This window comes from Pseudomonas sp. FDAARGOS_380, from assembly GCF_002591235.1.
GTDB lineage: Bacteria > Pseudomonadota > Gammaproteobacteria > Pseudomonadales > Pseudomonadaceae > Aquipseudomonas > Aquipseudomonas salmasensis.
This window is the reverse complement of record NZ_CP023969.1, coordinates 3,333,975-3,359,961: the sequence shown is the minus strand read 5'-3', so window position 1 is coordinate 3,359,961 and position 25,987 is coordinate 3,333,975. Positions and strand designations below refer to the sequence as shown.

At 61.7% G+C, this 25,987-nt stretch carries 24 protein-coding genes; 16 read left to right on the top strand and 8 right to left on the bottom strand.

Going from position 1 to position 25,987, the window contains the following annotated elements:
* The first annotated feature begins 445 nt into the window (after positions 1-445).
* Positions 446-583 (top strand): hypothetical protein, encoded by a 138-nt coding sequence (locus tag CRN80_RS31230; protein WP_003175756.1) that lies wholly within the window; start codon positions 446-448, stop codon positions 581-583.
* Between the two features lie 73 nt (positions 584-656).
* Positions 657-1,616 carry a leucyl aminopeptidase gene (locus CRN80_RS15740; RefSeq protein WP_098950523.1) on the top strand — a complete coding sequence of 320 codons (960 nt, stop codon included), beginning with the start codon at positions 657-659 and terminating at the stop codon, positions 1,614-1,616.
* 196 nt (positions 1,617-1,812) lie between these two features.
* On the opposite strand, the gene rluB is transcribed toward CRN80_RS15740, so the two are convergent.
* The 6 genes from rluB to CRN80_RS15710 form a co-directional block, all read right to left on the bottom strand.
* Entirely contained in the window at positions 1,813-3,021 is a 1,209-nt protein-coding gene (rluB, locus tag CRN80_RS15735) for a 23S rRNA pseudouridine(2605) synthase RluB (RefSeq protein ID WP_032895557.1), read from the bottom strand.
* Positions 3,022-3,165: 144 nt separating this feature from the next.
* Positions 3,166-3,357, bottom strand: coding sequence for a DUF1289 domain-containing protein (locus CRN80_RS15730; protein WP_034128540.1), 192 nt, complete (start codon positions 3,355-3,357; stop codon positions 3,166-3,168).
* Between the two features lie 126 nt (positions 3,358-3,483).
* Positions 3,484-4,404, bottom strand: coding sequence for an SMC-Scp complex subunit ScpB (scpB, locus tag CRN80_RS15725; protein WP_032895555.1), 921 nt, complete (start codon positions 4,402-4,404; stop codon positions 3,484-3,486).
* A gap of 12 nt (positions 4,405-4,416) precedes the next feature.
* Complete coding sequence (locus CRN80_RS15720) at positions 4,417-5,115, bottom strand: ScpA family protein (protein ID WP_164365898.1); 699 nt, start codon at positions 5,113-5,115, stop codon at positions 4,417-4,419.
* Between the two features lie 120 nt (positions 5,116-5,235).
* Positions 5,236-5,865 (bottom strand): L-threonylcarbamoyladenylate synthase, encoded by a 630-nt coding sequence (locus tag CRN80_RS15715; protein ID WP_003193796.1) that lies wholly within the window; start codon positions 5,863-5,865, stop codon positions 5,236-5,238.
* 13 nt (positions 5,866-5,878) lie between these two features.
* Positions 5,879-6,742 carry a PHP domain-containing protein gene (locus tag CRN80_RS15710; RefSeq protein WP_034134362.1) on the bottom strand — a complete coding sequence of 288 codons (864 nt, stop codon included), beginning with the start codon at positions 6,740-6,742 and terminating at the stop codon, positions 5,879-5,881.
* Between the two features lie 87 nt (positions 6,743-6,829).
* Here CRN80_RS15710 and CRN80_RS15705 point away from each other — a divergent pair, with 87 nt between their 5' ends.
* From CRN80_RS15705 to CRN80_RS15680, 6 genes are all read left to right on the top strand, one after another.
* Positions 6,830-7,426 (top strand): septation protein A, encoded by a 597-nt coding sequence (locus CRN80_RS15705; protein WP_044267795.1) that lies wholly within the window; start codon positions 6,830-6,832, stop codon positions 7,424-7,426.
* A 1-nt stretch (position 7,427) separates the two neighbouring features.
* A complete protein-coding gene (locus CRN80_RS15700) occupies positions 7,428-7,727 on the top strand; it encodes a YciI family protein (protein ID WP_098950522.1) in 300 nt (99 codons plus the stop codon).
* Between the two features lie 100 nt (positions 7,728-7,827).
* Positions 7,828-8,505 (top strand): response regulator transcription factor, encoded by a 678-nt coding sequence (locus CRN80_RS15695; protein ID WP_003193803.1) that lies wholly within the window; start codon positions 7,828-7,830, stop codon positions 8,503-8,505.
* 788 nt (positions 8,506-9,293) lie between these two features.
* On the top strand, positions 9,294-9,752 hold the full coding sequence (locus CRN80_RS15690; RefSeq protein ID WP_032895550.1) for an LTXXQ domain protein: 459 nt from the start codon (positions 9,294-9,296) through the stop codon (positions 9,750-9,752).
* Positions 9,753-9,817: 65 nt separating this feature from the next.
* Positions 9,818-11,164: a HAMP domain-containing sensor histidine kinase gene (locus CRN80_RS15685; RefSeq protein ID WP_098950521.1), complete on the top strand. Its 1,347-nt coding sequence runs from the start codon at positions 9,818-9,820 to the stop codon at positions 11,162-11,164.
* Between the two features lie 37 nt (positions 11,165-11,201).
* Positions 11,202-12,551 (top strand): CoA transferase, encoded by a 1,350-nt coding sequence (locus CRN80_RS15680; protein ID WP_098950520.1) that lies wholly within the window; start codon positions 11,202-11,204, stop codon positions 12,549-12,551.
* 104 nt (positions 12,552-12,655) lie between these two features.
* Here the strand turns inward: CRN80_RS15680 and CRN80_RS15670 are convergent, their stop codons facing one another.
* Both CRN80_RS15670 and arcD (CRN80_RS15665) read right to left on the bottom strand, forming a co-directional pair.
* On the bottom strand, positions 12,656-13,507 hold the full coding sequence (locus tag CRN80_RS15670; RefSeq protein WP_032895546.1) for a DNA-3-methyladenine glycosylase: 852 nt from the start codon (positions 13,505-13,507) through the stop codon (positions 12,656-12,658).
* Entirely contained in the window at positions 13,504-14,931 is a 1,428-nt protein-coding gene (gene arcD / locus CRN80_RS15665; protein ID WP_032895544.1) for an arginine-ornithine antiporter, read from the bottom strand. Before arcD (CRN80_RS15665) ends, CRN80_RS15670 begins: the two co-directional genes overlap by 4 nt.
* A 397-nt stretch (positions 14,932-15,328) precedes the next feature.
* Between arcD (CRN80_RS15665) and arcD (CRN80_RS15660) the strand changes: the two genes are divergently transcribed.
* The 8 genes from arcD (CRN80_RS15660) (at position 15,329) to gcvP (ending at position 25,853) form a co-directional block, all read left to right on the top strand.
* Positions 15,329-16,756, top strand: coding sequence for an arginine-ornithine antiporter (arcD, locus tag CRN80_RS15660; RefSeq protein WP_032895542.1), 1,428 nt, complete (start codon positions 15,329-15,331; stop codon positions 16,754-16,756).
* A gap of 24 nt (positions 16,757-16,780) precedes the next feature.
* Positions 16,781-18,037 (top strand): arginine deiminase, encoded by a 1,257-nt coding sequence (arcA, locus tag CRN80_RS15655; RefSeq protein WP_014719694.1) that lies wholly within the window; start codon positions 16,781-16,783, stop codon positions 18,035-18,037.
* Between the two features lie 12 nt (positions 18,038-18,049).
* Positions 18,050-19,060: an ornithine carbamoyltransferase gene (locus CRN80_RS15650; protein WP_003193818.1), complete on the top strand. Its 1,011-nt coding sequence runs from the start codon at positions 18,050-18,052 to the stop codon at positions 19,058-19,060.
* Between the two features lie 176 nt (positions 19,061-19,236).
* Positions 19,237-20,166 (top strand): carbamate kinase, encoded by a 930-nt coding sequence (gene arcC / locus CRN80_RS15645; RefSeq protein ID WP_032895541.1) that lies wholly within the window; start codon positions 19,237-19,239, stop codon positions 20,164-20,166.
* A gap of 18 nt (positions 20,167-20,184) precedes the next feature.
* A complete protein-coding gene (locus CRN80_RS15640; RefSeq protein WP_032895539.1) occupies positions 20,185-20,547 on the top strand; it encodes a DUF5064 family protein in 363 nt (120 codons plus the stop codon).
* Between the two features lie 171 nt (positions 20,548-20,718).
* Positions 20,719-22,227, top strand: coding sequence for a sigma-54-dependent transcriptional regulator (locus CRN80_RS15635; RefSeq protein WP_032895537.1), 1,509 nt, complete (start codon positions 20,719-20,721; stop codon positions 22,225-22,227).
* Between the two features lie 394 nt (positions 22,228-22,621).
* On the top strand, positions 22,622-23,005 hold the full coding sequence (gene gcvH, locus CRN80_RS15630; RefSeq protein WP_098950519.1) for a glycine cleavage system protein GcvH: 384 nt from the start codon (positions 22,622-22,624) through the stop codon (positions 23,003-23,005).
* 10 nt (positions 23,006-23,015) lie between these two features.
* Entirely contained in the window at positions 23,016-25,853 is a 2,838-nt protein-coding gene (gene gcvP, locus CRN80_RS15625) for an aminomethyl-transferring glycine dehydrogenase (RefSeq protein WP_098950518.1), read from the top strand.
* Positions 25,854-25,987 lie beyond the last annotated feature (134 nt).

Sequence of the window (25,987 nt, the reverse complement as noted above, 5' to 3'; positions counted from 1 at the left end):
AACCCTGAGGTCTTGGCCTTTTGCGTGGGTACGCAAGGGGGGTCACAGTAAAACGCGGCGCATTGTACACCGCTCGACAGCTTCGGCACGCACCGGGAAAGTGCACAGGCGATTCTGTCAGCTAATGCTTACATCAGCGCAACCTCCAACAAAGCCAGGACATTTGCGTAAAGCTGTCGTTACACCCCGGAAAAACTGCGTTACAGCCAGACTTCGGCAGTCCTCAACGGAATTCTGTCGGTAGGCAGCATCTGAAGAATCGCTTCAGCCAATGCACTGTTTTGCCTTAATAAAAAAATCCGCCAAAAAACAGAAGAAAAAATCCAAATGAAACCGTGTCAATAAATTTTTTGCATTTCGAAACACTCTCTTCTAGGTTCTTTGCACTTGCCCGCGAAGCCCGTGGGTGAGCCGTTCTCAATCAACGTCCTCTAGGAGATACACCATGCAAGCACTGGAAAACGACCTGGAAACCGAACTGCAACTCGACGATTGGTTTGAAGCGCCGACCCATGAGGCCGCCGTTGAAATGATGCAAGCCGATGCCGTTGTGCCTTTTGGCACCGCGATGTGGCCTTTCTAAAACCCGGCAGGCACCCGGCAGGCGCTGTGCACGGCGCCTGCCCCCTTACCCAAGGCACAGAAGGACACCCGTCATGGACAAGGCCCGCGCCGTCGAACACTTTCTCTACTACCTTGCGCACCACCCGGCCCTCAACGGCCTGAACCGTCCCACCGTGTTGCTGGGCCATACCGCGCGCTATGACGCCATCGCCCAGGCGATCACCCACGGCAGCGCCGCCCGCTTCAACTTCCAACTGCAACGCCTGGACCTGGCGCCCAGCGACACCCTCGCCCAGGCCATTCAAACCTGCGACCTGTACCTGTTTCTCTACGACTCCTCCACGCTGCCCAACCCCCGCGCCGAAGGCCCGGACTTTATCCGCGCCCTGCAAGGCGTGATGGCCGAGCACTGGAAAAAATCCCTGCTGTTCAAGGATTACGGCGACTATTTCTACGACACCTTCAGCGTCGAGCCCCAACGCATCGCCGACCTCAACGCCACGCTGATCCGGCGCATGGCCCAGGCCAACGTGCTGAGCTTCACCGACAAACACGGTTCGCGCCTGGAAGCGCCGATGAGCAGCATCAAGAAGTGGACCAATATCAACGGCGTCGGCAACCACGACCTGGCCCCCGGCGAAATCGCCACTCACAGCGAAGCCATCAACGGCCAGGTGCGGTTTGTCGGCACCTTCCTCAGCACCATCCCCTTTGCGCGCAAATACGGCGTGCTGCAATCGCCGCTGGAGTTATGGATCGAAAACTCCACCGTTTGCAGCGTGGCCAGCGACGTGCCGGGGCTGGCGGATGATTTCAACAAGTACCTGAATGCCAACCCGTCCAACCGTCGTGTGGAGGAGTTGGGGATTGGTACCAATGAAGGGGTCAAGGACCTGTATGCGCGCAATGCCGGGTTTGAAGAGCGCCATTGCGGGTTGCACCTGGGCTTGGGTGGCGGGCAGAAAGGCAGTCATCACCTGGACCTGATCTTCGCCAGTGGGGTGTTGGCGCTGGATGACAAGCCGGTGTTTGATGGCGCCTTTGCCTTCTAAGCCCCCTTTCGAAACAAATGAAGCTTCAAATGTGGGAGCGGGCTTGCTCGCGAAGGCGGTGTATCAGTTGACACATACATCGACTGACTCACCGCCTTCGCGAGCAAGCCCGCTCCCACATTGAACTGGGTTACCAAAGTTGAGATAAAAAAAACGCCAACCTTAGGGTTGGCGTTTTTGTGCAGCGCTTAACGCATCACTGCGGCTTCTTGCGACCAAAACCAGGGCGCTGGCCGGAACCGGCCGGGGCGCCACGGCGCTTGCCCGAAGGCTCGTCCGCGACCAGTTTCGGGCCAGGGCGCTTGTTCGCCGCTGGCTTGGCTGGACGCTTGGTGCTGGCGTTGTCGGCCGGGCGATCCGCTTCGCCACGGTTGCTGCGACCACCCGCCGGGGCAGGACGCGGCGTACGTGGCGCACGCTCACCTTCTTGACGCGCTGGCGCGGTGGGGCGGCGCTCGCCTTCAATGTGTGGCTGACGCGAGATACGACCGCCGGTGGCCGGTGCATCCAGCGCAGGGCGCAGGGTGCGGGCAACACGTTCGGTACGTGGCACCGGGCGCGACGATTTACGCTGCATGCGCTCAAGCTTGTCTTTGCTCTTGGCGTTCATCTGCGGCATGGCAACCGGCGTCAGGCCCACTTCGGCGCTGAGGATATCGACTTCGTACTGGCTCATTTCGCGCCAGCGGCCCATCGGCAGGTCGGAGTTCAGGAACACCGGGCCAAAACGCACGCGCTTGAGGCGGCTGACCACCAGGCCCTGGGACTCCCACAGGCGACGCACTTCACGGTTACGGCCTTCCATCACCACGCAGTGGTACCAGTGGTTGAAACCTTCGCCACCTGGCGCCTGCTTGATGTCGGTGAACTTGGCCGGGCCGTCTTCGAGCACCACGCCCGCCTTGAGGCGTTCGATCATCTCGTCATCGACTTCACCACGCACACGCACGGCGTATTCACGGTCCATCTCGTAGGACGGGTGCATCAGGCGGTTGGCCAACTCACCGTCAGTGGTGAACATCAGCAAGCCGGTGGTGTTGATGTCCAGGCGGCCGATGTTGATCCAGCGGCCCTCTTTAGGCTTGGGCATCTTGTCGAACACGGTCGGCCGGCCTTCCGGGTCGTCACGGGTGCAGATCTCGCCGTCGGGCTTGTTGTACATGATCACGCGGCGCACCGATTCGGCGGCCTCTTCACGCTTGATGACCTTGCCATCAATGGTGATTGCATCGTGCAGGTCGACGCGCTGGCCGAGGGTGGCCTCGACGCCGTTGACCTTGATGCGCTTCTGGGTGATCCAGGCTTCGACGTCGCGGCGCGAACCCACGCCGATACGCGCCAGCACCTTTTGCAGTTTCTCGCCTGCTGGGCCGATTTCCTGGTCTTTCTGGTCTTGGTCATTCATCGTAAGCACCTCCCGGTGGGTCGATTCAGGCATGGCCTGAAGGGTATTGAAAGCGGGGCCTTGGCCGAATAGGTCGGCAAGGGGTCGCGAATCATACGCGCATGGCGCGTGTTGCGCATCACAGACTAGCCGATAACGCCCCGCTCATTTGCTTTTCCGCCGACCGGTGGCCCCCAGGGCCAGCAATCGCAGCTCGGCTTCGGCCAGAACCGTGCGCTTGTCGGCTTTGTCGAGTTTCTTCCAGGCACGGATTTCACGCTTGCTGCGGCCACAGCCGACGCAGATGTCGTCGTTGAATTTGCAGATGCTGATGCACGGGTCTTTCATAGCACTCATGGTCGATCCTCTGTGGGAGCTGGCTTGCCTGCGATGGCATCACCTCCTTGCATCTGAAACACCGAGGTGTCTGCATCGCAGGCAAGCCAGCTCCCACATGGGTTGCGCGGTGAACGTCAGAGCCGGTCAGTCTTCGAATTGGCGGCGTTCGTTTTCGATGGCTTCAGCCAGCGCCCGGGCTTCGTCTTCTTCGTCGCTCAAAGGCGGCGGTTCAAGAGCAGCGACGGCGGCCAGGAGTTTTTCCCGGGCCTCGGCCACGCCGAGAATATCTTCCTCGGTTTGGACCTCCGGCTCGGATTCAACGTTCACCTGGGTTTGCGGCTGCTCCGCACCATCACGCAGCAAATCGTCGAAGTCGGTCTTGATGCCCTGCTCCATGTCGTCCAGTTCCAGCAACAGCGTATGGAAACTGGTCTCGTCCTTGGGCTCCTCCGGCTCGGCGCTGGCGTCGGCCAGTTCCTGCAGGCTTTGCGGCACCGGCGCGTCGTCGAAGTCGAGCACCGGCTCGGCTTCCATTTCGCGCAACTCGGCCAGGGGTGGCAGGTCGTCGAGGTTTTTCAGGTTGAAGTGATCGAGGAACACCTTGGTGGTGGCGAACATCGCCGGTTTGCCCGGCACGTCGCGGTAGCCGACGATGCGGATCCACTCGCGCTCCAGCAGGGTCTTGACGATATTGCTGTTCACCGCCACGCCACGCACGTCTTCGATCTCGCCCCGGGTGATGGGCTGGCGATAGGCGATCAGCGCCATGGTCTCCAGCATCGCCCGGGAATAGCGCTGCGGGCGCTCTTCCCACAACCGCCCGACCCACGGCGAAAACTTCTCACGGATCTGCAGGCGGTAACCCGACGCCACTTCGCGCAGTTCAAAGGCACGGCCCTCGCAGGACTTGCGCAGGATCTCCAAGGCCTTCTTGAAGACCGGTGGCTCCGGGCGTTCGGCTTCTTCGAAAAGCTCGAACAGGCGCTCCAAAGATTGCGGTTTACCCGAGGCCAGGAGAAAGGCCTCCAGCAAAGGGGCCAGTTCGCGGGGTTCAGTCAGATTCATCGATTCAGCTCGTTATTCGGCTCGCGCCCGCACGTGGATAGCCGCAAAAGGCTCATTCTGCACCAGCTCGACCAAGGACTCCTTGACCAGCTCAAGGATCGCCATAAAGGTCACCACCACGCCCAGGCGCCCTTCTTCGGCGGTGAACAACTCGACAAAGGGCACAAACCCACCGCCCTTGAGGCGCTCCAGCACATCGCTCATGCGCTCGCGGGTAGACAGCGCTTCACGGCTGACCTGGTGGCTCTCAAACATGTCGCCACGGCGTAGCACCTCGGCCATGGACATCAGCAATTCTTCCAGGCTCACGTCTGGGAGCAATTTGCGCGCGCGGGCCTCGGGGGCGTCGAGCTTGGGCACCACCACATCACGGCCCACACGGCTCAGGCCGTCGATGCCTTCGGCGGCGGCCTTGAAGCGTTCGTACTCCTGGAGGCGGCGGATCAGCTCGGCGCGGGGGTCATCCTCTTCGGCTTCCACCGTCTCCGAGCGCGGCAACAGCATGCGCGACTTGATCTCGGCGAGCATGGCCGCCATCACCAGGTACTCGGCGGCCAGTTCCAGGCGCACCGACTGCATCAGCTCCACATAGCCCATGTACTGGCGGGTGATTTCTGCCACCGGAATGTCGAGGATATTGATGTTCTGCTTGCGGATCAGGTACAGCAGCAAGTCCAGCGGGCCTTCGAAGGCTTCAAGGAACACTTCCAGTGCGTCCGGCGGGATGTACAGGTCCAGGGGCATTTCCATGACCGCCTGGCCGTACACCATGGCAAACGGCAGTTCCTGCTGGGCGCCGGCCTGGGGATCAGCGGTTTCCACGGCCGACATTCAGGCCTCGACCATGAACGGAGCCGGGTCGCCACAACCCACACGCACCACTTCTGGCTCACCGTCGGCCAGGTTGATCACCGTGGAGGCCTTATTGCCGCCGTAGCCGCCGTCGATGATCAGGTCGACGTGTTTTTCCAGCAAACGGCGCATTTCGTAAGGGTCGTACAACGGCTCGGTTTCGCCGGGCAGGATCAACGACACGCTCATCAGCGGTTCGCCCAACTCGGCCAGCAGCGCCAGGGCAATCGGGTGTTCCGGCACGCGCAGGCCGATGGTGCGTTTCTTGGGGTGCAGCAACAGGCGCGGCACTTCGCGGGTGGCGTTGAGAATGAACGTGTAGGGCCCCGGCGTGTGGGCCTTGAGCAGGCGGAAGGTGCCGGTGTCGACCTTCGCGAACAGCCCGAGCTGGGACAAGTCGCTGCAGATCAGCGCAAAGTTGTGCTTGTCGTCCAGCTGGCGCAAGCGTCTGACGCGCTCGACCGCGCCCTTGTCGCCGATCTGGCAGCCAATGGCATAGGAAGAATCCGTCGGGTAGATCACTACCCCACCGGCACGGATGATCTCCACGGCCTGCTTGATCAGGCGCGCCTGAGGGTTTTCCGGATGAATCTGGAAGAATTGGCTCACGTACTCTACCTGTTCAGACGGTGGCAATAATGGGGTCATGCTTGAATCGCCCCCACAACAGCGGCAGATCTTCCGGAACCTGGCGATACTCGCCAATCTCGGACCAGCCGCCTGGGCCATGAAAGTCACTGCCGGCACTGACCAGCAGACCAAATTCGCGGGCAAGGATCGCCAGGCTGCCGACCTGTTCGGCGGGTTGATGCCCGTTGACCACCTCGATGGCGTGGCCACCCGCTCCAATATAGTCGCTGATCAGCTTGCGGCGCTTGCTGCGGGTGAAATCGTAATGCCAGGGGTGCGCCAGGCTCACCCAGGCCCCGGAGGCCCGCAGGGTCTGGACGGTGTCTTCCAGGGTCGGCCAATGCAGCTTCACGTCGCCCAACTTGCCGGCGCCCAGCCATTTGCGAAAGGCTTCGGCGCGATCCTTCACATAGCCTTCACGCACCATCCAGTCGGCAAAGTGCGGACGGGCCGGTGCGTTGCCGCTGTCGCCCAGCTCTTGCTGGATAGCCCGGGCGCCATCTAGGGCACCCGGCATGCCTTTAAGGCTGAGCTTGCGGCTTATTTCTTCGGACCGCAGCCAGCGGCCATCGTGCAATTGGGCAATCGCCGCCACCAAGGGTGGGGCCTTTTGATCAAAACCGTAGCCCAGCACATGGATGGTGGCCCCGCCCCAGGTGCAGGACAATTCCACGCCATTGACCAGCTGCATGCCCAGGGACTGCGCGGCCTGGCGGGCTTCGTCGAGGCCTTCGAGGGTGTCGTGGTCGGTCAATGCCAAAACTCGCACGCCTTTTTCAAACGCACGCGCAACCAGTACCGCGGGCGCCAGGGCGCCGTCGGAGGCCGTGCTGTGGCAGTGCAAATCAACATTCACGGGAGTGTGTAACCTCAAGTCAGCTGGCGCTATCGCAACCAAGGATGTTTGTTATTATGCCGCCACATCCAGCTTCTGGCTCTTACTGTGAAACAATTCATCGACTTCATCCCGCTGTTGCTGTTTTTCATCGTTACCAAACTCGACCCCAGGGTCATCGAAATCGCCGGTCACGAGCTATCGTTCGGGGGCATCTACAGCGCCACCGCCGTACTGATCGTCAGCTCCATCGTGGTCTACGGCGCCATCTTCATCTCCCAGCGCAAGCTGGAAAAAAGCCAATGGCTCACGCTTATCGCCTGCCTGGTATTCGGCGGCCTGACCCTGGCCTTCCACAGCGAAACCTTCCTCAAATGGAAAGCCCCGGTGGTGAACTGGCTGTTCGCCCTGGTGTTCATCGGCAGCCACTTCATCGGTGACCGCCTGCTGATCAAGCGGATCATGGGCCATGCGCTGACCTTGCCGGAGCCGGTGTGGGTACGCCTGAACGTGGCCTGGATCGTGTTTTTCCTGTTCTGCGGTGCCGCCAACCTGTTCGTGGCCTTTACCTTCCAGGACTACTGGGTCGACTTCAAAGTGTTCGGCAGCCTGGGCATGACCGTATTGTTTTTGATCGGCCAGGGTATCTACCTGTCGCGTCACCTGCATGACACCGCAGCTACCACACCAAAAACCGAGGACTGACATGCTCTACGCCATCATTGCCACCGACGTTGCCCACTCGCTGGAAAAACGCCTGAGCGTACGCCCGGCCCACGTCGAGCGCCTCAAACAGCTGCAAGCCGAAGGCCGCATCGTACTGGCCGGCCCGCACCCGGCCGTCGACAGCAATGACCCGGGCGACGCCGGGTTCACCGGCAGCCTGATCGTGGCCGAGTTCGCCTCCCTGGCCGACGCCGAGGCCTGGGCCAAGGCAGACCCTTACGTTGCAGCAGGCGTCTACGCCGATGTGGTGATCAAGCCGTTCAAGCAAGTCTTGCCTTGAGCCCGGCTGCGTCGAACCTAATCGTTTCGGCGTACTCATAATGGCTCACGGCGTCACCGGTGGGGCCTTCGCCGCCGACAATGGCTAAATTGAGTGAGTCATGAGCGAGCTGTTACTGATAGATGATGACCAGGAGCTCTGTGAGCTGCTGACCAGTTGGCTGAGCCAGGAAGGTTTCCAGGTGCGCGCCTGCCACGATGGCTTGAGCGCCCGTAAAGCCTTGGCCGACAGTGCGCCTGCGGCCGTCGTGCTCGACGTGATGCTGCCCGACGGCAGCGGCCTGGAGCTGCTCAAGCAATTGCGCAACGACCACCCGGAGCTGCCGGTGCTGATGCTCTCGGCCCGAGGCGAACCCCTGGACCGCATCCTCGGCCTGGAACTGGGCGCCGACGACTACCTGGCCAAGCCCTGCGACCCGCGTGAGCTGACGGCGCGCCTACGCGCCGTATTACGCCGCAGCCACCCGGCCGCGGTGTCGACCCAACTGGAACTGGGCGACCTGTGCTTCAGCCCGGTGCGCGGCGTGGTCAGCATCGATGAACAGGAGTTCGCCCTCACCGTCTCCGAAAGCCGCCTGCTCGAAGCCCTGCTGCGCCAACCGGGCGAGCCCCTGGACAAACAGGAACTGGCGCAGATCGCCCTGGGCCGCAAGCTGACCCTGTATGACCGCAGCCTGGACATGCACGTCAGCAACCTGCGCAAAAAGATCGGCCCACACCCCGATGGCCGGCCACGGATCGTGGCGTTGCGCAGTCGTGGCTATTACTACAGCCTCTAAACACCACACTCAACCCTGTGGGAGCTGGCTTGCCTGCGATAGCGGTGGGCCAGTTAGCATAAACGTGACTGACACACCGCTATCGCAGCATAGGTATCTACACAACTGTGGTGCGACGCTGAACCTGTGGCGAGGGAGCTTGCTCCCGTGACGGCCTGACAGCCGGCGCCGATCTAACTAACGCGCCGCGATTCAAATGTGGGAGCTGGCTTGCCTGCGAAGGCGGCCTGACAGCCGACCGGGATCTGAGATCAGACTGAGTACATATCCGTTATTTAGGTAACGGCCACTTAGGGTTCCGCCCTGACGGCGGCTCACTTTTGAACAGCGCAAAAGTAAGCAAAACGCTCTTGCCCCACCACTCGGCACCTCGCTTAGGCTCGGTGTGCCCGTAATCCGCCAGTGATTTGGGGGGCCGCCGCCACGCGCCATCCATGGCGCGGGGCGGCTAAACCGGCATCCCTGCCGGTTTACCCCCCAAATCCCTGTCGAATTCCGGCCAGCGTGGTTTGACGGGGCGCCTAAGATCAAAAGCAGATCAAGATCAAGAGCGACTCGCTTCGCATCGTGGTGACCAGCGGCTGCGGCGAACTGCACAGTTGTGTAGATACCTATGGCTATCGCAGGCAAGCCAGCTCCCACCAGTGTTCTCATCAGCCTCAAGGGTTTTGTCAGTTCCTTTCAAACCCGTCTTTACCGAAGCTTTACCCTCCCCTGACCGCCGCTGACCTTGCTCTGCGTAACCTACTCACATCCGGACTCACCGGAATAGAGACAGGAGAATCACCATGCGCAAGACCCTTATCGCTTTGATGTTCGCCACTGCCCTGCCCACCGTTGCCATGGCAATGCCGGAAGGCCCAGGCCCGATGGGTGGGCCTGAAAGCCGCATGATGGGTGGCCCAGGCCACGGTGAACACGGCCCGCGTGGCAAAGGCGGCCCGTTCAGCCAGCTGGACTTGAGCAAGGAACAGCGTGAGCAGATCCGCAAGCTGATGGGTGACCAATGGCACGCCCGCAAAGACCTGACCCAAAAGTACCTGGACAAACTCCCGGCCGCCGACCAGAAGGCCATGCAGGACGAAATCGCCGCCGGCAAGCAGAAAACCCAGGCCGATATTCGTGCCGTGCTTAAGCCCGACCAACAGAAGAAGTACGACGATATCGTCAAGAAGCAAGCCGAGCGCCGCGCCGAATGGAAAGAGTTCCAGGCCTGGAAAGCCCAGCAAGCGCAAAAAGCGCAATAATGGCCTAGCTTCACCCCCAGCCCAGTGGTTCACGCCGCTGGGCTTTTCCTGTTTGAGGGTTTCCTGTGCGTTCATTGTTCTGGCGTATCCTGGCGAGTTTCTGGCTGGCCATCGCCCTGGTTGCCGGGTTATCGATCCTGCTTGGGCACATGCTCAACCAGGACGCCTGGATTCTCAGCCGCCACCCTGGGCTCAACAACCTGGCCCAGGAGTGGACGCAGCTCTACGAAACCCAGGGTGAAGACGCTGCCCAGGACTTGTTGCAGCAGCGCAAACGCCAGTACCACATCGACGTGCAAGTGCTTAACGAAAGCGGCGACCCGGTGGTGCGCGGCACCTTCCCGCGCCGCGCCGCCGCCTTCGAAGCCCGGCAAAACGACAGCCAGGACGGCCACCTGCCCTGGCGGCGCCTGACCGCCGAGTACACCAGCGCCAAAACCGGCGATACCTACCTGCTGATTTACCGTATTCCTCACCCCGAGCTGGACGCCTGGCACCGCAGCAGCCTGCTGTGGCCGCTCAGTGCATTGGCGATTACCCTGGTGGTACTGACCCTGTTCAGCCTGCTGGTGACCCTGTCCATTACCCGCCCGCTCAGCCGTTTGCGCGGCGCGGTGCATGACCTGGGGCAAACCACCTATCAACAAAACAGCCTGGCGCAACTGGCCAACCGGCGTGACGAGTTCGGCGTGCTGGCCAACGACTTCAACCGCATGGGCGCACGCTTGCAAAGCCTGATCGGCAGCCAGCGCCAGTTGCTGCGCGACGTCTCCCATGAACTGCGCTCACCCCTTGCACGCTTGCGTATCGCCCTGGCCCTGGCCGAGCGCGCCAGCCCCGAAGAACGGGAAAAACTCTGGCCGCGCCTGACTCGCGAATGCGATCGCCTGGAAGCCTTGATCAGCGAAATTTTGGTATTGGCACGGGTCGACGCCGACAACGCCAGCGCCGAAGACATCGACCTCAACCCGTTGCTTAAAACGCTGCAAAAGGACGCCCAACTCAGTGCCCCCGAGCAAGTGGTGCAACTGACGACTGCCAATGATTTGCAGCTTAAAGGCTGGCCGACCATGATCGAACGCGCCGTGGACAACCTGCTGCGCAATGCCCAGCGCTTCAACCCGGCTGGCCAACCGATTGAATTGCAGGCCCAGCATCAAGGCGGGCGCATTCTGATCAGCGTACGCGACCACGGCCCCGGCGTTGAAGCCGAGCACCTGAGCCAATTGGGCGAGCCGTTCTACCGTGCGCCCGGCCAAACCGCCCAAGGCCATGGCCTGGGCCTGGCCATCGCCCGTCGCGCCGCCGAGCGCCATGGCGGCAACCTGATCCTGGCCAACCATCCCGAGGGCGGTTTTATCGCCAGCATCGAACTGCCCTTGATCCCTGGGGTTGCCATACCAGTGGGATGATCTTCTATAGTGGCCCTTCTCTTACGGAGGGCCTTTGATGACTGACCTGCTGACTCCCATCCAAGCCGCACTCGCTCTACCGCACGCCCCACTGCCCCAGACACAGGCCGGTGCCTTGCCCTCGACCTTTGCCGTGACTGACTTGGCGGCCGCCAGCATCGGCGCCGCCGGCCAGGCCGTCGCCCAGTTGATTGAGCAACAAACCGGGCGCCTGCCCAGTGTCAGCGTGGATCGGCGCCTGGCCTCGTTGTGGTTCTCCTCGTCGATTCGCCCCGTGGGTTGGCAAGTGCCGCCGTTGTGGGACCCGGTAGCGGGTGACTACGCCAGCGCCGATGGCTGGATTCGCTTGCACACCAACGCGCCCCATCATCGTGCAGCGGCCGAGCGGGTATTGGGACCTGCCGCTGATCGCGCAGCCATGACGAGCAAAGTCGCAACCTGGAAAGCCGCCGAACTGGAACAGGCGGTGGTCGATGCGGACGGTTGTGCGGCGCAGATGCGTAGCTGGCAAGCCTGGCAGCAGCATCCTCAAGGCTTGGCAGTGAACGCCGAGGCGTTGATCCAGCGCCAGGTCTTCGAACCCGGCATCGACAAACCCTGGCTCGGTTCCGCAGCGCGCCCACTGGCCGGCATCAAGGTGCTGGATTTGACCCGGGTGCTAGCCGGCCCGGTGGCCAGTCGTTTCCTCGCGGGCTTGGGCGCCGACGTACTGCGCATCGACTCGCCCACCTGGAACGAACCTGGGGTGGTGCCGGAAATGACCCTGGGCAAACGCTGCGCCCGCCTTGACCTGAAAAGCAGCGAAGGCCGACAGTTATTCGAAGCGTTGCTCAAGGACGCCGACATCCTGTTCCACGGGTACCGCGCCGATGCCCTGGAACAACTGGGTTATACCCTTGGCGAACGGCAACACATCGCCCCCGGCCTGATCGACGTCAGCCTAAACGCCTACGGTTGGAACGGCCCATGGCGCAATCGTCGTGGCTTTGACAGCCTGGTGCAGATGAGCAGCGGGATTGCCGAGGCCGGCATGGCCTGGAAACAGGGGGATAAACCGCTGCCACTGCCGGTGCAGGCGCTGGATCACGCCACCGGCTATTTGATGGCCGCCAGTGCGATCCGGGCGTTGACCGAGCGCCTGGAATCCGGACGCGGCGGGTCGGCGCGTTTGTCGTTGGCGCGTACGGCGAAGTTGCTGGTGGAGGCCGGGCCAGTGCCACAGCAAGCGGCATTGCCCGAAGAAGACATCAATGACCAAGGCCTGGTCGTGGAGCAGACAGCCTGGGGCCAGGCCCATCGGCTACTGGCGCCGCTGAGTATCAGTGGCACGCCGCTGCAGTGGGATTTGCCGGCGGTGGAACTGGGCTCGCACCGGCCTCAGTGGTGACTAATACCCTGTAGGAGCGAGCTTGCTCGCGAAGGTCGCCAACGATAACGCGGGAAACCTGATACACAGCGGCGTTCTCAGGTTTTTCGCGAGCAAGCTCGCTCCTACAGGGTTGTCCACAAATGCTGCGCCGCATACGCCCTCAACGGCCGCCACGCCTCGGCCCGCGCCAATAACTGCCGGGCCGACACTGGCCCACCTTCCAAAGCCGCCAAAGCATTGATCAGCCCGATGTCCCCCGGCGCAAACGCATCCGCCTCGCGCAACTGGCGCATGGCGATGTACTGCGCGGTCCACTCTCCAATCCCCGGCAACGCCACCAGCCGTGCCACGCCATCCTTGAGGCTGGCCTTGGGTTCGAAAAGCTGAGGATCATCCAACAGCGCCTGGGCCACACCAGACAAGGTGCGGCCCCGCGCCTTGGGCATGCCCAGGGTGGCAAGGTCCGCCGCCGCCAGCACTTCAGGTGTCGGAAACAGGTGGGTAATACCGGCGTGCGGGGTTGGCAGCGCCTGGCCATACTGCGCCACGAGCTTGCCCGCCAGGCGAATCGCCGCCACCACGGTGATCTGCTGGCCCAGCACTGCACGAATCGCCAGTTCCAACCCATCCCAGGTGCCAGGCAACCGCAGGCCAGGGCGAGCCACAACCAGTTGCGCCATCAGAGGGTCCTGCGCCAATTGCGCGTTGATTACCTCAGGCACGGCATCCAGATCAAACATCCTGCGCAAGCGCCGCTCGATCTCAGGCATGGCGGCAGGCTCGGGAAAGTCGACCGTCACCTCCAGCCAATCCCCCGCCCCTGGTTCGACGCTGATCCAGCCATGGCGCCCTGCCACACTGATGCTGCGTCGATACACGCCGGCGACCACGGTTTCCAACCCGGTAATCGCCCGCGCCGACAGGAACCCCAGCATCGCCGCCCAGTCGTAGGGCGGCTGATACGCCAATCTCACAGTGACAATACCCCGCTATACAGCCCATACGCGGCGAACCCGGCGCCCGCGATCACGCCGCTGAAAATGCCTTTTTCCACGGTGGTAAACAAGGGTTGGCCCTGCTCGCGCTTGGCCAGGGCAAACAGGATCACACCCGGTGCGTACAACAGCGCCGACAGCAGCAAGTACTTCAAGCCCCCCGCATACAGCAGCCAGATCGCGTAGCCGAGGGCAACCAGCCCCACCAGCAGATCTTTCATGCGCCGGCGCTGCCAGCCTGCATAGGTTTCGCCGCGCGCGCTCAATAGCACCGCATAGGCCGCCGACCACAAATAAGGTACCAGGATCATCGACGATGCCAGGTAGATCAGGGTGGTGTAGGTGCTGGCTGAAAACAGCGTGATCACCAGGAATGCCTGGATCATCACGTTGGTCAGCCATAAGGCATTGACCGGCACCTGATTGGCGTTTTCCTTCTTCAGGAAGGCCGGCATGGTCTTGTCCTGGGCGGTGGCATAGAGGATTTCCGCGCACAGCAAGGCCCAGGAGAGCAACGCCCCGAGCAGCGAAACCGCCAGGCCGAGGCTGATCAATACCGCGCCCCAAGGCCCGACGATATGCTCCAACACCCCCGCCAGGGACGGGTTCTGCAATTGCGCCAGCTCCGGCTGGCTCATGATGCCCAGGGACAGCACGTTCACCAGCACCAGCAAGGCCAGCACGCCCACGAAACCAATCACCGTGGCGCGCCCCACGTCCGAGCGTTTCTGCGCCCGCGCTGAATACACACTGGCACCTTCGATGCCGATAAATACAAACACGGTGACCAGCATCATGTGGCGCACCTGCTCGACCACGCTGCCCATCTGCGGGTTGCCCAGGCCCCAGATATCGCGGGTGAAGATATCCGCCTTGAATGCAACCGCAGCGATCACGATAAACATCAACAGCGGCACGATCTTCGCCACCGTCGTCACCTGGTTGATAAACGCCGCCTCTTTGATCCCGCGCATCACCAGAAAATGCACCGCCCACAGCAACAGCGACGCGCAGCCGATGGCCAGCGGGGTATTGCCCTGGCCGAACGCCGGAAAAAAGTAGCCGAGGGTGCTGAACAGCAAGACGAAATAACCGACGTTACCCATCCACGCACTGATCCAGTAACCCCAGGCAGACGAAAATCCCATGTAGTCGCCGAAACCTGCCTTGGCGTACGCATACACCCCGGAATCCAGTTCGGGCTTACGGTTCGCCAACGTCTGGAACACAAAGGCCAAGGTCAGCATGCCGATGGCGGTGATTGCCCAGCCGATCAGTATGGCGCCCACCTCGGCACGGGCGGCCATGTTCTGCGGCAACGAAAAAATCCCACCGCCAATCATCGAGCCCACCACCAGGGCGATCAGGGCGCTGAGCCGAAGTTTCTGGGCGGGTTGGGACATGCAGGTTCCTCAAAATAAACGGTTGGGCGACAACTGCGCACACACGTAATTCAAATTAATGACGGTGTCATAACATAAGGATATGTAAAGGCGCGAAGTTTAGGCTTATTTAGAATTTAAATACGCCAATTATGAAGTACTCGACAAACAACGTACAAAAAATTTGCACATCCGCAAATAAGAACTAGCGTCAACACCCATGCCCTCGACCAACTGATTAACCACAAAGCAAGTAGCGCTCTAGCAAGCGCCTTTGCGGGACTCGTTCGCCCGTAAAAACCTCAACCTAAGTCGTTAATTCACAATGGAATGTGCCAATGAAGTGATCTGAGTCAGCTGTTTGATTAGCGCACGGAATTATTCTGTGGTCTCTCTTCTCCTGCATTGGAGTCATGCAATGTCTGAAACTCCCGGAAAACTTCGATTAGGCGCCCTGGTCGCACTTGTCGTCGGCTCGATGATTGGCGGCGGCATCTTTTCATTGCCGCAAAACATGGCCGCCAGCGCCGATGTCGGTGCGGTGTTGATTGGCTGGGTGATTACCGCCATCGGCATGTTGACCCTCGCCTTCGTGTTCCAGACCCTCGCCAACCGCAAACCCGACCTCGACGGCGGGGTGTACGCCTACGCCAAGGCCGGTTTCGGCGACTACATGGGTTTTTCATCCGCCTGGGGTTACTGGATCAGCGCCTGGCTGGGCAACGTCGGCTACTTCGTCTTGCTGTTCAGCACCCTGGGCTACTTCTTCCCGGTGTTTGGCGAGGGCAATACGCCTACGGCGGTGATCGCTGCGTCAGTGCTGTTATGGGCCGTGCATTTTCTGGTGCTGCGCGGGATCAAGGAAGCCGCATTCATCAACCTGGTCACCACCGTCGCCAAGGTGGTGCCGCTGCTGCTGTTCGTGCTCATCGCCCTGTTCGCGTTCAAGCTGGACATCTTCACCGCTGACATCTGGGGCGTGAAAAACCCCGACCTGGGCAGTGTGATGAACCAGGTGCGCAACATGATGCTGGTCACCGTGTGGGTGTTTATCGGCATCGAAGGCGCGAGCATCTTCTCGTCCCGTGCCGAAAAACGCAGCGACGTGGGCAAGGCCACCGTGATCGGCTTTATCACCGTGCTGCTGTTCCTGATGCTGGTGAACGTGCTGTCCCTGGGGATCATGACCCAACCGGAACTGGCCAAGCTGCAAAACCCGTCGATGGCCGCCGTGCTGGAGCATGTGGTGGGCCACTGGGGCGCGGTGCTGATCAGCGTGGGCTTGATCATCTCCTTGCTCGGCGCGCTGCTGTCCTGGGTGCTGCTGTGTGCGGAGATCATGTTCGCCGCCGCCAAAGACCACACCATGCCGGAGTTCCTGCGCAAGGAAAACGCCAACCATGTGCCGGTCAACGCACTGTGGCTGACCAATGCAATGGTGCAGATATTCCTGGTGATCACGCTGTTTTCCGCCAGCACCTATCTGTCACTGATCTACCTTGCGACCTCGATGATCCTGGTGCCTTACCTGTGGTCGGCGGCCTACGCCCTGCTGCTGGCGGTGCGCGGCGAGACCTACGAGAACGCCCTCAAAGAGCGCAAGAAAGACCTGTTCATCGGCGCCATCGCCCTGATCTATGCGATCTGGCTGCTGTATGCCGGCGGCACCAAATACCTGCTGCTCTCCGCCCTGCTCTACGCCCCCGGCGCGATCCTGTTCGCCAAGGCCAAGCGTGAACTGGGCAAACCGATTTTCACCCCCGTCGAGAAGCTGATTTTCGCCGCAGTGGTCATTGGCGCCCTGGTGGCGGCCTATGGGCTCTACGACGGCTTCCTGACCCTGTAATTGTTGTTCACTGGAGGATCTGTAATGACCACGGAAAAAGTGAAGTACGGCGTACATTCCGAAGCCGGCAAACTGCGCAAAGTCATGGTGTGCTCCCCAGGCTTGGCCCACCAGCGGCTGACCCCCAACAACTGCGACGAACTGCTGTTCGATGACGTGCTGTGGGTGGCCCAGGCCAAGCGCGACCACTTCGACTTCGTCACCAAGATGCGCGAGCGGGACATTGATGTGCTGGAAATGCACAACCTGCTCACCGATATCGTCGCCAACCCCGAAGCGCTGGACTGGATCCTGGAGCGCAAGATCACCGCCAACACCGTAGGCCTGGGCCTGGTCGACGAAGTCGGCTCGTGGCTGCGCAGCCTGGAGCCGCGCAAAATCAGCGAGTACCTGATTGGTGGCGTGTCGGCCGATGACCTGCCGAGCAGCTTCGGTGGCAAGACCATCGAGATGTTCCGCGATTTTCTCGGCCACGCCAGTTTCATCCTGCCGCCGCTGCCCAACACCCAGTTCACCCGCGACACCACCTGCTGGATCTACGGCGGCGTGACGCTCAACCCGATGTACTGGCCGGCGCGACGTCAGGAAACCCTGCTGACCAGCGCCATCTATAAATTCCACCCTGAGTTCACCAACGCGGACTTCCAGATCTGGTACGGCGACCCCGACCAGGAACATGGCGCCGCGACGCTGGAAGGCGGCGACGTGATGCCGATTGGCAACGGCGTGGTGCTGATCGGCATGGGCGAACGCTCGTCCCACCAGGCCATCGGCCAACTGGCGCGCAACCTGTTCCAGAACAAAGCCGTGGAACGCGTCATCGTTGCCGGCCTGCCCAAATCCCGCGCGGCGATGCACCTGGACACCGTGTTCAGCTTCTGCGACCGCGACCTGGTCACCGTCTTCCCCGAAGTGGTCAACCAGATCGTGCCGTTCACCCTGCGCCCGGACGAGAGCAAGCCCCACGGCATCGACATCCAGCGCGAGAAAACCAACTTCCTCGAAACCGTGGCCGCAGCCCTCAACCTCAAGGCCCTGCGCGTGGTCGAGACCGGCGGCAACAGCTTCGCCGCCGAACGAGAGCAATGGGATGACGGCAACAACGTGGTGGCCGTGGAGCCGGGCGTGGTGATTGGCTACGACCGCAACACCTACACCAACACCCTGCTGCGCAAGGCCGGTGTGGAAGTCATCACCATCAGCGCCGGTGAACTCGGCCGTGGCCGTGGCGGCGGCCACTGCATGACCTGCCCGATCATCCGCGACCCTATCGACTACTAAGGAGATTCCATCATGGCTTTCAATATGCGCAACCGCAGCCTGCTGTCGCTGATGCACCACACCACCCGCGAGCTGCATTACCTGCTGGACCTGTCCCGTGACCTCAAGCGCGCCAAATACACCGGCACCGAGCGTCCGCACCTGCAGGGCAAGAACATCGCGCTGATCTTCGAAAAAACCTCGACCCGCACTCGCTGTGCCTTCGAAGTCGCGGCCCACGACCAAGGCGCCCACGTCACCTATATCGACCCGGTGTCGTCGCAGATCGGCCACAAAGAAAGCATGAAAGACACCGCCCGCGTACTGGGCCGGATGTTCGATGCCATTGAATACCGTGGCTTTGAACAGGAAATCGTCGAAGAGCTGGCCAAGTTCGCGGGCGTGCCGGTGTTCAACGGCCTCACCGCCGAATTCCACCCGACCCAGATGATCGCCGACACCCTGACCATGCGCGAACACAGCGACAAGCCGCTGCATGACATCAGCTACGCGTACCTGGGGGACGCCCGCTACAACATGGGCAACTCGCTGCTGATGATCGGCGCCAAGCTCGGCATGGACGTGCGCATCGGCGCGCCGAAAGCGCTGTGGCCCCATGAAGATTTCATCAAGGAGTGCCAGGCGTTCGCCGAGGAAAGCGGCGCACGCATCACCATCACCGAAGACCCTGCAGAGGCCGTGAAGGGCGTGGACTTCATCCACACCGATATCTGGGTGTCCATGGGCGAACCGGTGGAAGCATGGGACGAGCGCATCGAGCAACTGCTGCCGTACCAGGTCAACGCCAAGATGATGAAAGCCTCGGGTAACCCCCGGGTGAAATTCATGCATTGCCTGCCGGCGTTCCACAACAGTGAAACCAAGGTCGGCAAGGACATCGCGGCGCGCTATCCGCACCTGGCCAATGGCGTGGAAGTGACCGAAGAGGTGTTCGAGTCGCCGGCCAATATCGCCTTCGAGCAGGCGGAAAACCGCATGCATACCATCAAGGCGATTCTGGTGTCGGCGTTGGCAGACATCTAAACCCTCAACACCGCTCTCACTGTCGAAAAATGATCGAAACTGTGGGAGCGGGCTTGCTCGCGAAAGCGGTGTGCCAGTCAACACGTGTAGTAACTGATCTACCGCTTTCGCGAGCAAGCCCGCTCCCACATTTGGTCCTGTGTTCGCTACATAGAGCTTCTAGAAGGACATTCTGTATGCGCATCGTCGTAGCCCTGGGCGGCAACGCCCTCCTGCGTCGTGGTGAACCCATGACCGCAGACAATCAACGGGCCAACATCCGTATCGCCACCGAACAGATCGCCAAGATCCACCCCGGCAACGAACTGGTGATTGCCCACGGCAATGGCCCGCAAGTGGGCCTGCTGTCGTTGCAGGCAGCGGCCTATACCAGCGTCTCGCCTTACCCGCTGGACGTGCTGGGCGCCGAGACCGAGGGCATGATCGGTTACATCATCGAACAGGAACTGGGCAACCTGCTGGACTTCGAAGTGCCGTTCGCCACCCTGCTCACCCAAGTGGAAGTGGACGCCAAGGACCCGGCCTTCCAGAACCCCACCAAGCCCATCGGCCCGGTGTACGCCAAAGCCGAAGCCGAGAAACTCGCCGCCGAAAAAGGCTGGGCCATCGCGCCCGACGGCGACAAATACCGCCGCGTGGTCGCCAGCCCGCGCCCCAAACGCATCTTTGAAATCCGCCCGATCAAATGGCTGCTGGAGAAAAAAGCCATCGTGATCTGCGCCGGTGGTGGCGGCATCCCGACGATGTATGGCGAAGATGGCAAGCTGCGCGGCATTGAAGCCGTGATCGACAAAGACCTGTGTTCCTCCTTGCTGGCCACGCAACTGGAAGCTGATTTGCTGGTGATCGCCACCGACGTCAACGCCGCCTTTATCGACTTCGGCAAGCCCACCCAGAAGGCCATCGGCCAGGCCCACCCGGACGACATGGAAAAACTCGGCTTCGCTGCCGGCTCCATGGGCCCCAAGGTCCAAGCCGCCTGCGAGTTCGCCCGCCAGACTGGCAAAACCGCGGTGATCGGTTCACTCTCGGACATCGAAGCCATCGTCCAGGGCAGCGCCGGCACCCGCATCAGCACGGCAACACCTGGCATCACCTACCTGTGAAGTTGAGGAGAAACGCCTATGGCTATCTTTGAACCCGGCCACCTGCATATCGAGCGACACGCGCTGAACAAGGACGATGTCAGCTACGACCTGTGCCTGGACTACGAAGTCTTCACGGATGAGCGCGAAGGCAAAGGCATGCAGTTCACGCTGCATGGGAGCATTCAGGGCAAGGCCATGAAAGAGACCTTTTTCCTGCCCAAGGACCAGGCCTACAACTTCGCCAGCAATGTGACCAAGATTGTCGAAAAATACGGCATTCCCAAGACCCATAGCAGCGTCGGCTCGCAGCACAAGCACTACGATCTGATGTTCGAGGATGTGCGCAAGCAGTTGGATATGAAATCCGGCGACCCGGTCAAACCCGAACACCTGGAATAAAAACATCGCAAATCCCCTGTAGGAGCGGGCTTGCTCGCGAATGCGGTGGATCAGTCAATAATCAGCTGACTGACCCACCGCATTCGCGAGCAAGCCCGCTCCCACATTTTGATCTCCACTCGCTCCAAGGCATACTTGCCGCCTCTGCTCTTCAGAATTACCAATCGCCCCATGCGTATCCACGTCAGCTTCATCGACCGCGTCGGCATCACCCAGGAAGTCCTGGCCTTGCTTGGTGGGCGCAATCTCAATCTGGATGCGGTGGAGATGGTGCCGCCCAACGTCTATATCGATGCGCCGACCCTCAGCGCCGACGTGCTCGAAGAGCTGCGCGACGCGTTGTTCAGCGTGCACGGCGTGCAGGCGGTGAAGGTGGTCGACATCCTTCCGGGCCAGCGTCGCCACTTGCAACTCGACGCCCTGCTGGCGGCCATGACCGACCCGGTGCTGGCCCTGGACAGCGCGGGCAAGATTTTGCTGGCGAACCCGGCATTGATCGCCTTGTACGGGCGTGAACCGGCCGGCGAAAGCATCGCCGAGCTGTTCGATGACGCGGCATTGCTGGAGACCCTGCTGGAGCAGGGCTTTCGCTTGCCGCTGCGCGAGATCAGCGTGAACGGCCAGACCTTGCTGCTGGGCGCCACGCCGATCACCGACGCCGGCGCCCTGCTCACCCTCTACCAACCCAACCGCATCGGCGAACAACTGTCGGCGCTGCACCATGACCACGCCGAAGGCTTTGATGCACTACTGGGCGAGTCCCCGGCGATCCGCACGCTCAAGGCGCGCGCGCAACGGGTGGCAGCACTGGATGCACCGCTGCTGATCCAGGGCGAGACCGGTACCGGCAAAGAGCTGGTGGCCCGCGCCTGCCACGCCATCAGCACGCGTCACAGTGCGCCGTTTCTGGCATTGAACTGCGCGGCGCTGCCGGAAAACCTCGCCGAAAGCGAATTGTTCGGCTATGCGCCCGGCGCCTTTACCGGCGCGCAACGCGGTGGCAAACCGGGGCTGATGGAGCTGGCCAACCAGGGCACGGTGTTCCTCGATGAGATCGGTGAAATGTCGCCGTACCTGCAAGCCAAACTGCTGCGCTTTCTCAATGACGGCAGCTTTCGTCGCGTGGGCGGCGACCGCGAAGTGAAGGTCAATGTGCGCATCCTCAGCGCCACCCACCGCGACCTGGAAAAGATGGTCAGCGAAGGCACCTTTCGCGAAGACCTGTTCTACCGCCTCAACGTGCTCAACGTCGCCGTACCGCCCTTGCGTGAACGCGGCCAGGACATCCTGCTGCTGGCGCGCTACTTCATGCAGCAAGCCTGCGCGCAGATCCAGCGCCCGGTCTGCCGCCTGGCGCCGGGTACCTATCCTGCCCTGCTCGGAAACCACTGGCCGGGCAACGTGCGGCAGTTGCAAAACGTGATCTTCCGCGCTGCCGCCATCTGCGAAAGCAGCCTGGTGGACATCGGCGACCTGGACATCGCCGGCACCTCCGTGGCGCGCCAGAGCGATGGTGAAGTCGACAGCCTGGAACAGGCCGTGGAAGATTTCGAGCGCAGCCTGCTGGAAAGCCTCTACAGCCGCTACCCCTCCACCCGCCAACTGGCCAGCCGCTTGCAAACCTCCCACACGGCGATCGCCCACCGCCTGCGCAAGTACGGCATACCCAACAAGCCCTGACGGAATAAACGCGGTTCAAAGGTGGGAGCTGGCTTGCCTGCGATAGCGGTGGGTCATCCAACTCCTTAGTGACGGGTAGACCGCCATCGCAGGCAAGCCAGCTCCCACAGAGATTTGGTCTGAGAACGACATCCAGTGTACTGAAAGCGCTACAGCGTAACGATATCGCTACAACCCTGTTTTTTGCGCGCCATGCAAGGCTTTGATCCGCATAGGCTTTTTTTCCTGCGCCCAACTGTAGCGAAATCGCTACAGCGCACTCAGCCAGCCTTCTCGCGGAGTTTATTAACCTATTGATCTATAACGATTTAATAACCTTGGCCGCAATATTGCTAAGCAACTCCCCATTATTCCAATCCCGTCCACCAGACGATTCTGGCCCTGAGGAGTTTCCATGAGCGAGTTGCGTTTCACTGAAGATCACGAATGGCTGCGCGCCGAAGCCGATGGCAGCGTCACCGTGGGTATCACCGCGTTTGCGCAGAACGCGCTGGGTGATGTGGTTTTCGTGCAACTGCCGGAGTTGCAGGCCTATGCCAAGGGCGCCGAAGCCTCCACCGTGGAGTCGGTCAAAGCCGCCAGCGGTGTGTACATGCCGTTGGACGGTGAAGTCCTCGAAGTCAACGACAAGCTCGATGGCAGCCCGGAACTGGTCAACGAAGACCCGATGGGCGAAGGCTGGTTCTTCCGCTTTAAACCCGCCGATGCCGATGCAGTGGCTAAGCTGTTGGATCAGGATGCGTACGACCGCCTGATCAAAGCCAACGCTGAAGCTTGAGGAGCGCGCCATGACCGTTAATCTGACCACCGCCAACGAATTCATCGCCCGCCACATCGGCCCGCGCCAGGCAGATGAGCAGCAAATGCTCGCCAGCCTGGGGTTTGATTCCCTCGAAGGCCTGAGCGCCAGCGTGATCCCGGAAAGCATCAAGGGCACCAGCGTACTCGGCCTGGAAGACGGCCTGAGCGAAGCCGAGGCCCTGGCCAAGATCAAGGCCATCGCCAGCCAGAACCAACTGTTCAAGACCTACATCGGCCAGGGCTACTACAACTGCCACACGCCGTCGCCGATCCTGCGCAACCTGTTGGAAAACCCAGCCTGGTACACCGCCTACACGCCCTACCAGCCAGAGATTTCCCAAGGCCGCCTGGAAGCCCTGCTCAACTTCCAGACCCTGATCAGCGACCTCACCGGCCTGCCGATCGCCAACGCCTCCCTGCTCGACGAAGCCACTGCCGCCGCCGAAGCCATGACCTTCTGCAAGCGCCTGAGCAAGAACAAAAGCAGCCACGCGTTCTTCGCATCGGTGCACAGCCATCCGCAAACCCTCGACGTGCTGCGCACCCGTGCCGAGCCACTGGGCATCGATGTGGTGGTGGGCGATGAGCGCGAACTGACCGACGTCAGCCCGTTCTTCGGCGCCCTGCTGCAATACCCGGCCAGCAACGGCGACGTGTTCGACTATCGCGAACTGACCGAACGCTTCCACGCCGCCAACGCACTGGTCGCCGTGGCCGCCGACCTGCTGGCCCTGACCCTGCTGACGCCGCCAGGCGAATTCGGCGCCGACGTCGCCATTGGCAGCGCACAGCGCTTTGGCGTGCCACTGGGCTTCGGTGGCCCGCACGCGGCGTACTTCTCCACCAAGGATGCGTTCAAGCGCGACATGCCAGGCCGTCTGGTCGGCGTTTCCGTCGACCGCTTCGGCAAGCCGGCCCTGCGCCTGGCCATGCAGACCCGCGAGCAGCATATCCGCCGCGAGAAAGCCACCAGCAACATCTGCACTGCCCAAGTGCTGCTGGCCAACATCGCCAGCATGTACGCCGTGTACCACGGCCCCAAAGGCCTGACCCAGATCGCCCAGCGCATTCACCAGTTGACCGCGATTCTGGCCAAGGGCTTGACGGCCCTGGGCCAGAACGTCGAGCAGGCACACTTCTTCGACACCCTGACAATCCACACCGGCGCTCACACTGCCGCCCTGCACGACAAGGCCCGCGCCCAGCGCATCAACCTGCGTGTGGTGGATGGCGAGCGCGTTGGCCTGTCGGTCGACGAAACCACCACCCAGGCCGATATCCAGGCCTTGTGGGCGATCTTCGCCGACGGCAAAACCCTGCCGGCCTTTACTGCCACCGACAGCACCCTGCCGAGCGCATTGCTGCGCCAGTCGCCGATCCTCAGCCACCCGGTGTTCAACCGCTATCACTCGGAAACCGAGCTGATGCGCTACCTGCGCAAACTGGCCGACAAGGACCTGGCACTGGACCGCACCATGATCCCGCTGGGCTCGTGCACCATGAAGCTCAACGCCGCCAGCGAAATGATCCCGGTGACCTGGGCCGAGTTCGGCGCCCTGCACCCATTCGCCCCCGCCGCGCAAAGCGCCGGCTACCAGCAACTGACCAGCGAACTGGAAGCCATGCTCTGCGCGGCCACCGGTTACGACGCGATCTCCTTGCAGCCCAACGCTGGTTCACAGGGTGAATACGCGGGCCTGTTGGCCATCCGTGCCTATCACCAGAGCCGTGGCGAAGAACGTCGCGACATCTGCCTGATCCCGTCGTCAGCCCACGGCACCAACCCGGCCACCGCCAACATGGCCGGCATGCGCGTGGTGGTCACCGCTTGCGACGCCCGCGGCAACGTCGACATCGACGACCTGCGCGCCAAGGCCATCGAGCACCGCGAGCACCTCGCTGCGCTGATGATCACCTACCCGTCCACCCACGGTGTTTTCGAGGAAGGTATCCGCGAAATCTGCGGGATCATTCACGACAACGGCGGCCAGGTGTACATCGACGGCGCCAACATGAACGCGATGGTTGGCCTGTGCGCACCGGGCAAGTTCGGCGGCGACGTGTCCCACCTGAACCTGCACAAAACCTTCTGCATCCCTCACGGCGGTGGCGGCCCGGGCGTTGGCCCGATTGGCGTCAAGTCGCACCTCACGCCATTCCTGCCCGGCCACGCGGCCATGGAGCGCAAGGAAGGCGCGGTGTGCGCCGCGCCGTTCGGCAGCGCGAGCATTCTGCCGATCACCTGGATGTACATCAGCATGATGGGCGGCGCCGGCCTCAAGCGCGCGTCGCAGTTGGCGATCCTGAATGCCAACTACATTTCCCGTCGCCTGGAAGAGCACTACCCCGTGCTGTACACCGGCAGCAACGGCCTGGTGGCCCACGAATGCATCCTGGACCTGCGCCCGTTGAAAGACAGCAGCGGCATCAGCGTGGACGACGTGGCCAAGCGCCTGATCGATTTTGGTTTCCACGCGCCGACCATGTCGTTCCCGGTGGCTGGCACCTTGATGATCGAGCCGACCGAAAGTGAATCCAAGGAAGAACTGGACCGCTTCTGCGACGCCATGATCGCCATCCGCGAAGAGATTCGCGCGGTGGAAAACGGCACCCTCGACAAAGACGACAACCCCCTCAAGAACGCGCCGCACACGGCAGCGGAACTGGTGGGCGAATGGAGCCACCCTTACAGCCGTGAACAAGCGGTGTACCCGGTAGCATCGTTGATCGAAGGCAAGTACTGGCCGCCGGTTGGCCGGGTCGACAACGTGTTTGGCGATCGCAACCTGGTGTGTGCGTGCCCGTCGATCGAGAGCTACGCCTGATAATGCCCCACCTGTAGGAGCGAGCTTGCTCGCGAAGAACCTGAGATCGCCGCTCAAACCTGATTGAACGTGGCGCCTGTGAGTTTTTCGCGAGCAAGCTCGCTCCTACAGGGAAAGGGTGGATTGGGTTTCCA

Excerpts from the sequence above, each read along its gene's own strand:
- arcA (WP_014719694.1), top strand. The coding sequence starts at position 16,781 with ATGACCACGGAAAAAGTGAAGTACGGCGTACATTCCGAAGCCGGCAAA.
- arcD (WP_032895542.1), top strand. The coding sequence starts at position 15,329 with ATGTCTGAAACTCCCGGAAAACTTCGATTAGGCGCCCTGGTCGCACTT.
- arcD (WP_032895544.1), bottom strand. The coding sequence starts at position 14,931 with ATGTCCCAACCCGCCCAGAAACTTCGGCTCAGCGCCCTGATCGCCCTG.
- CRN80_RS15700 (WP_098950522.1), top strand. The coding sequence starts at position 7,428 with ATGCTCTACGCCATCATTGCCACCGACGTTGCCCACTCGCTGGAAAAA.
- CRN80_RS15635 (WP_032895537.1), top strand. The coding sequence starts at position 20,719 with ATGCGTATCCACGTCAGCTTCATCGACCGCGTCGGCATCACCCAGGAA.
- rluB (WP_032895557.1), bottom strand. The coding sequence starts at position 3,021 with ATGAATGACCAAGACCAGAAAGACCAGGAAATCGGCCCAGCAGGCGAG.
- scpB (WP_032895555.1), bottom strand. The coding sequence starts at position 4,404 with ATGAATCTGACTGAACCCCGCGAACTGGCCCCTTTGCTGGAGGCCTTT.
- CRN80_RS15695 (WP_003193803.1), top strand. The coding sequence starts at position 7,828 with ATGAGCGAGCTGTTACTGATAGATGATGACCAGGAGCTCTGTGAGCTG.
- CRN80_RS15680 (WP_098950520.1), top strand. The coding sequence starts at position 11,202 with ATGACTGACCTGCTGACTCCCATCCAAGCCGCACTCGCTCTACCGCAC.
- CRN80_RS15690 (WP_032895550.1), top strand. The coding sequence starts at position 9,294 with ATGCGCAAGACCCTTATCGCTTTGATGTTCGCCACTGCCCTGCCCACC.
- CRN80_RS15640 (WP_032895539.1), top strand. The coding sequence starts at position 20,185 with ATGGCTATCTTTGAACCCGGCCACCTGCATATCGAGCGACACGCGCTG.
- CRN80_RS15650 (WP_003193818.1), top strand. The coding sequence starts at position 18,050 with ATGGCTTTCAATATGCGCAACCGCAGCCTGCTGTCGCTGATGCACCAC.
- gcvH (WP_098950519.1), top strand. The coding sequence starts at position 22,622 with ATGAGCGAGTTGCGTTTCACTGAAGATCACGAATGGCTGCGCGCCGAA.
- arcC (WP_032895541.1), top strand. The coding sequence starts at position 19,237 with ATGCGCATCGTCGTAGCCCTGGGCGGCAACGCCCTCCTGCGTCGTGGT.
- gcvP (WP_098950518.1), top strand. The coding sequence starts at position 23,016 with ATGACCGTTAATCTGACCACCGCCAACGAATTCATCGCCCGCCACATC.
- CRN80_RS15740 (WP_098950523.1), top strand. The coding sequence starts at position 657 with ATGGACAAGGCCCGCGCCGTCGAACACTTTCTCTACTACCTTGCGCAC.
- CRN80_RS31230 (WP_003175756.1), top strand. The coding sequence starts at position 446 with ATGCAAGCACTGGAAAACGACCTGGAAACCGAACTGCAACTCGACGAT.
- CRN80_RS15730 (WP_034128540.1), bottom strand. The coding sequence starts at position 3,357 with ATGAGTGCTATGAAAGACCCGTGCATCAGCATCTGCAAATTCAACGAC.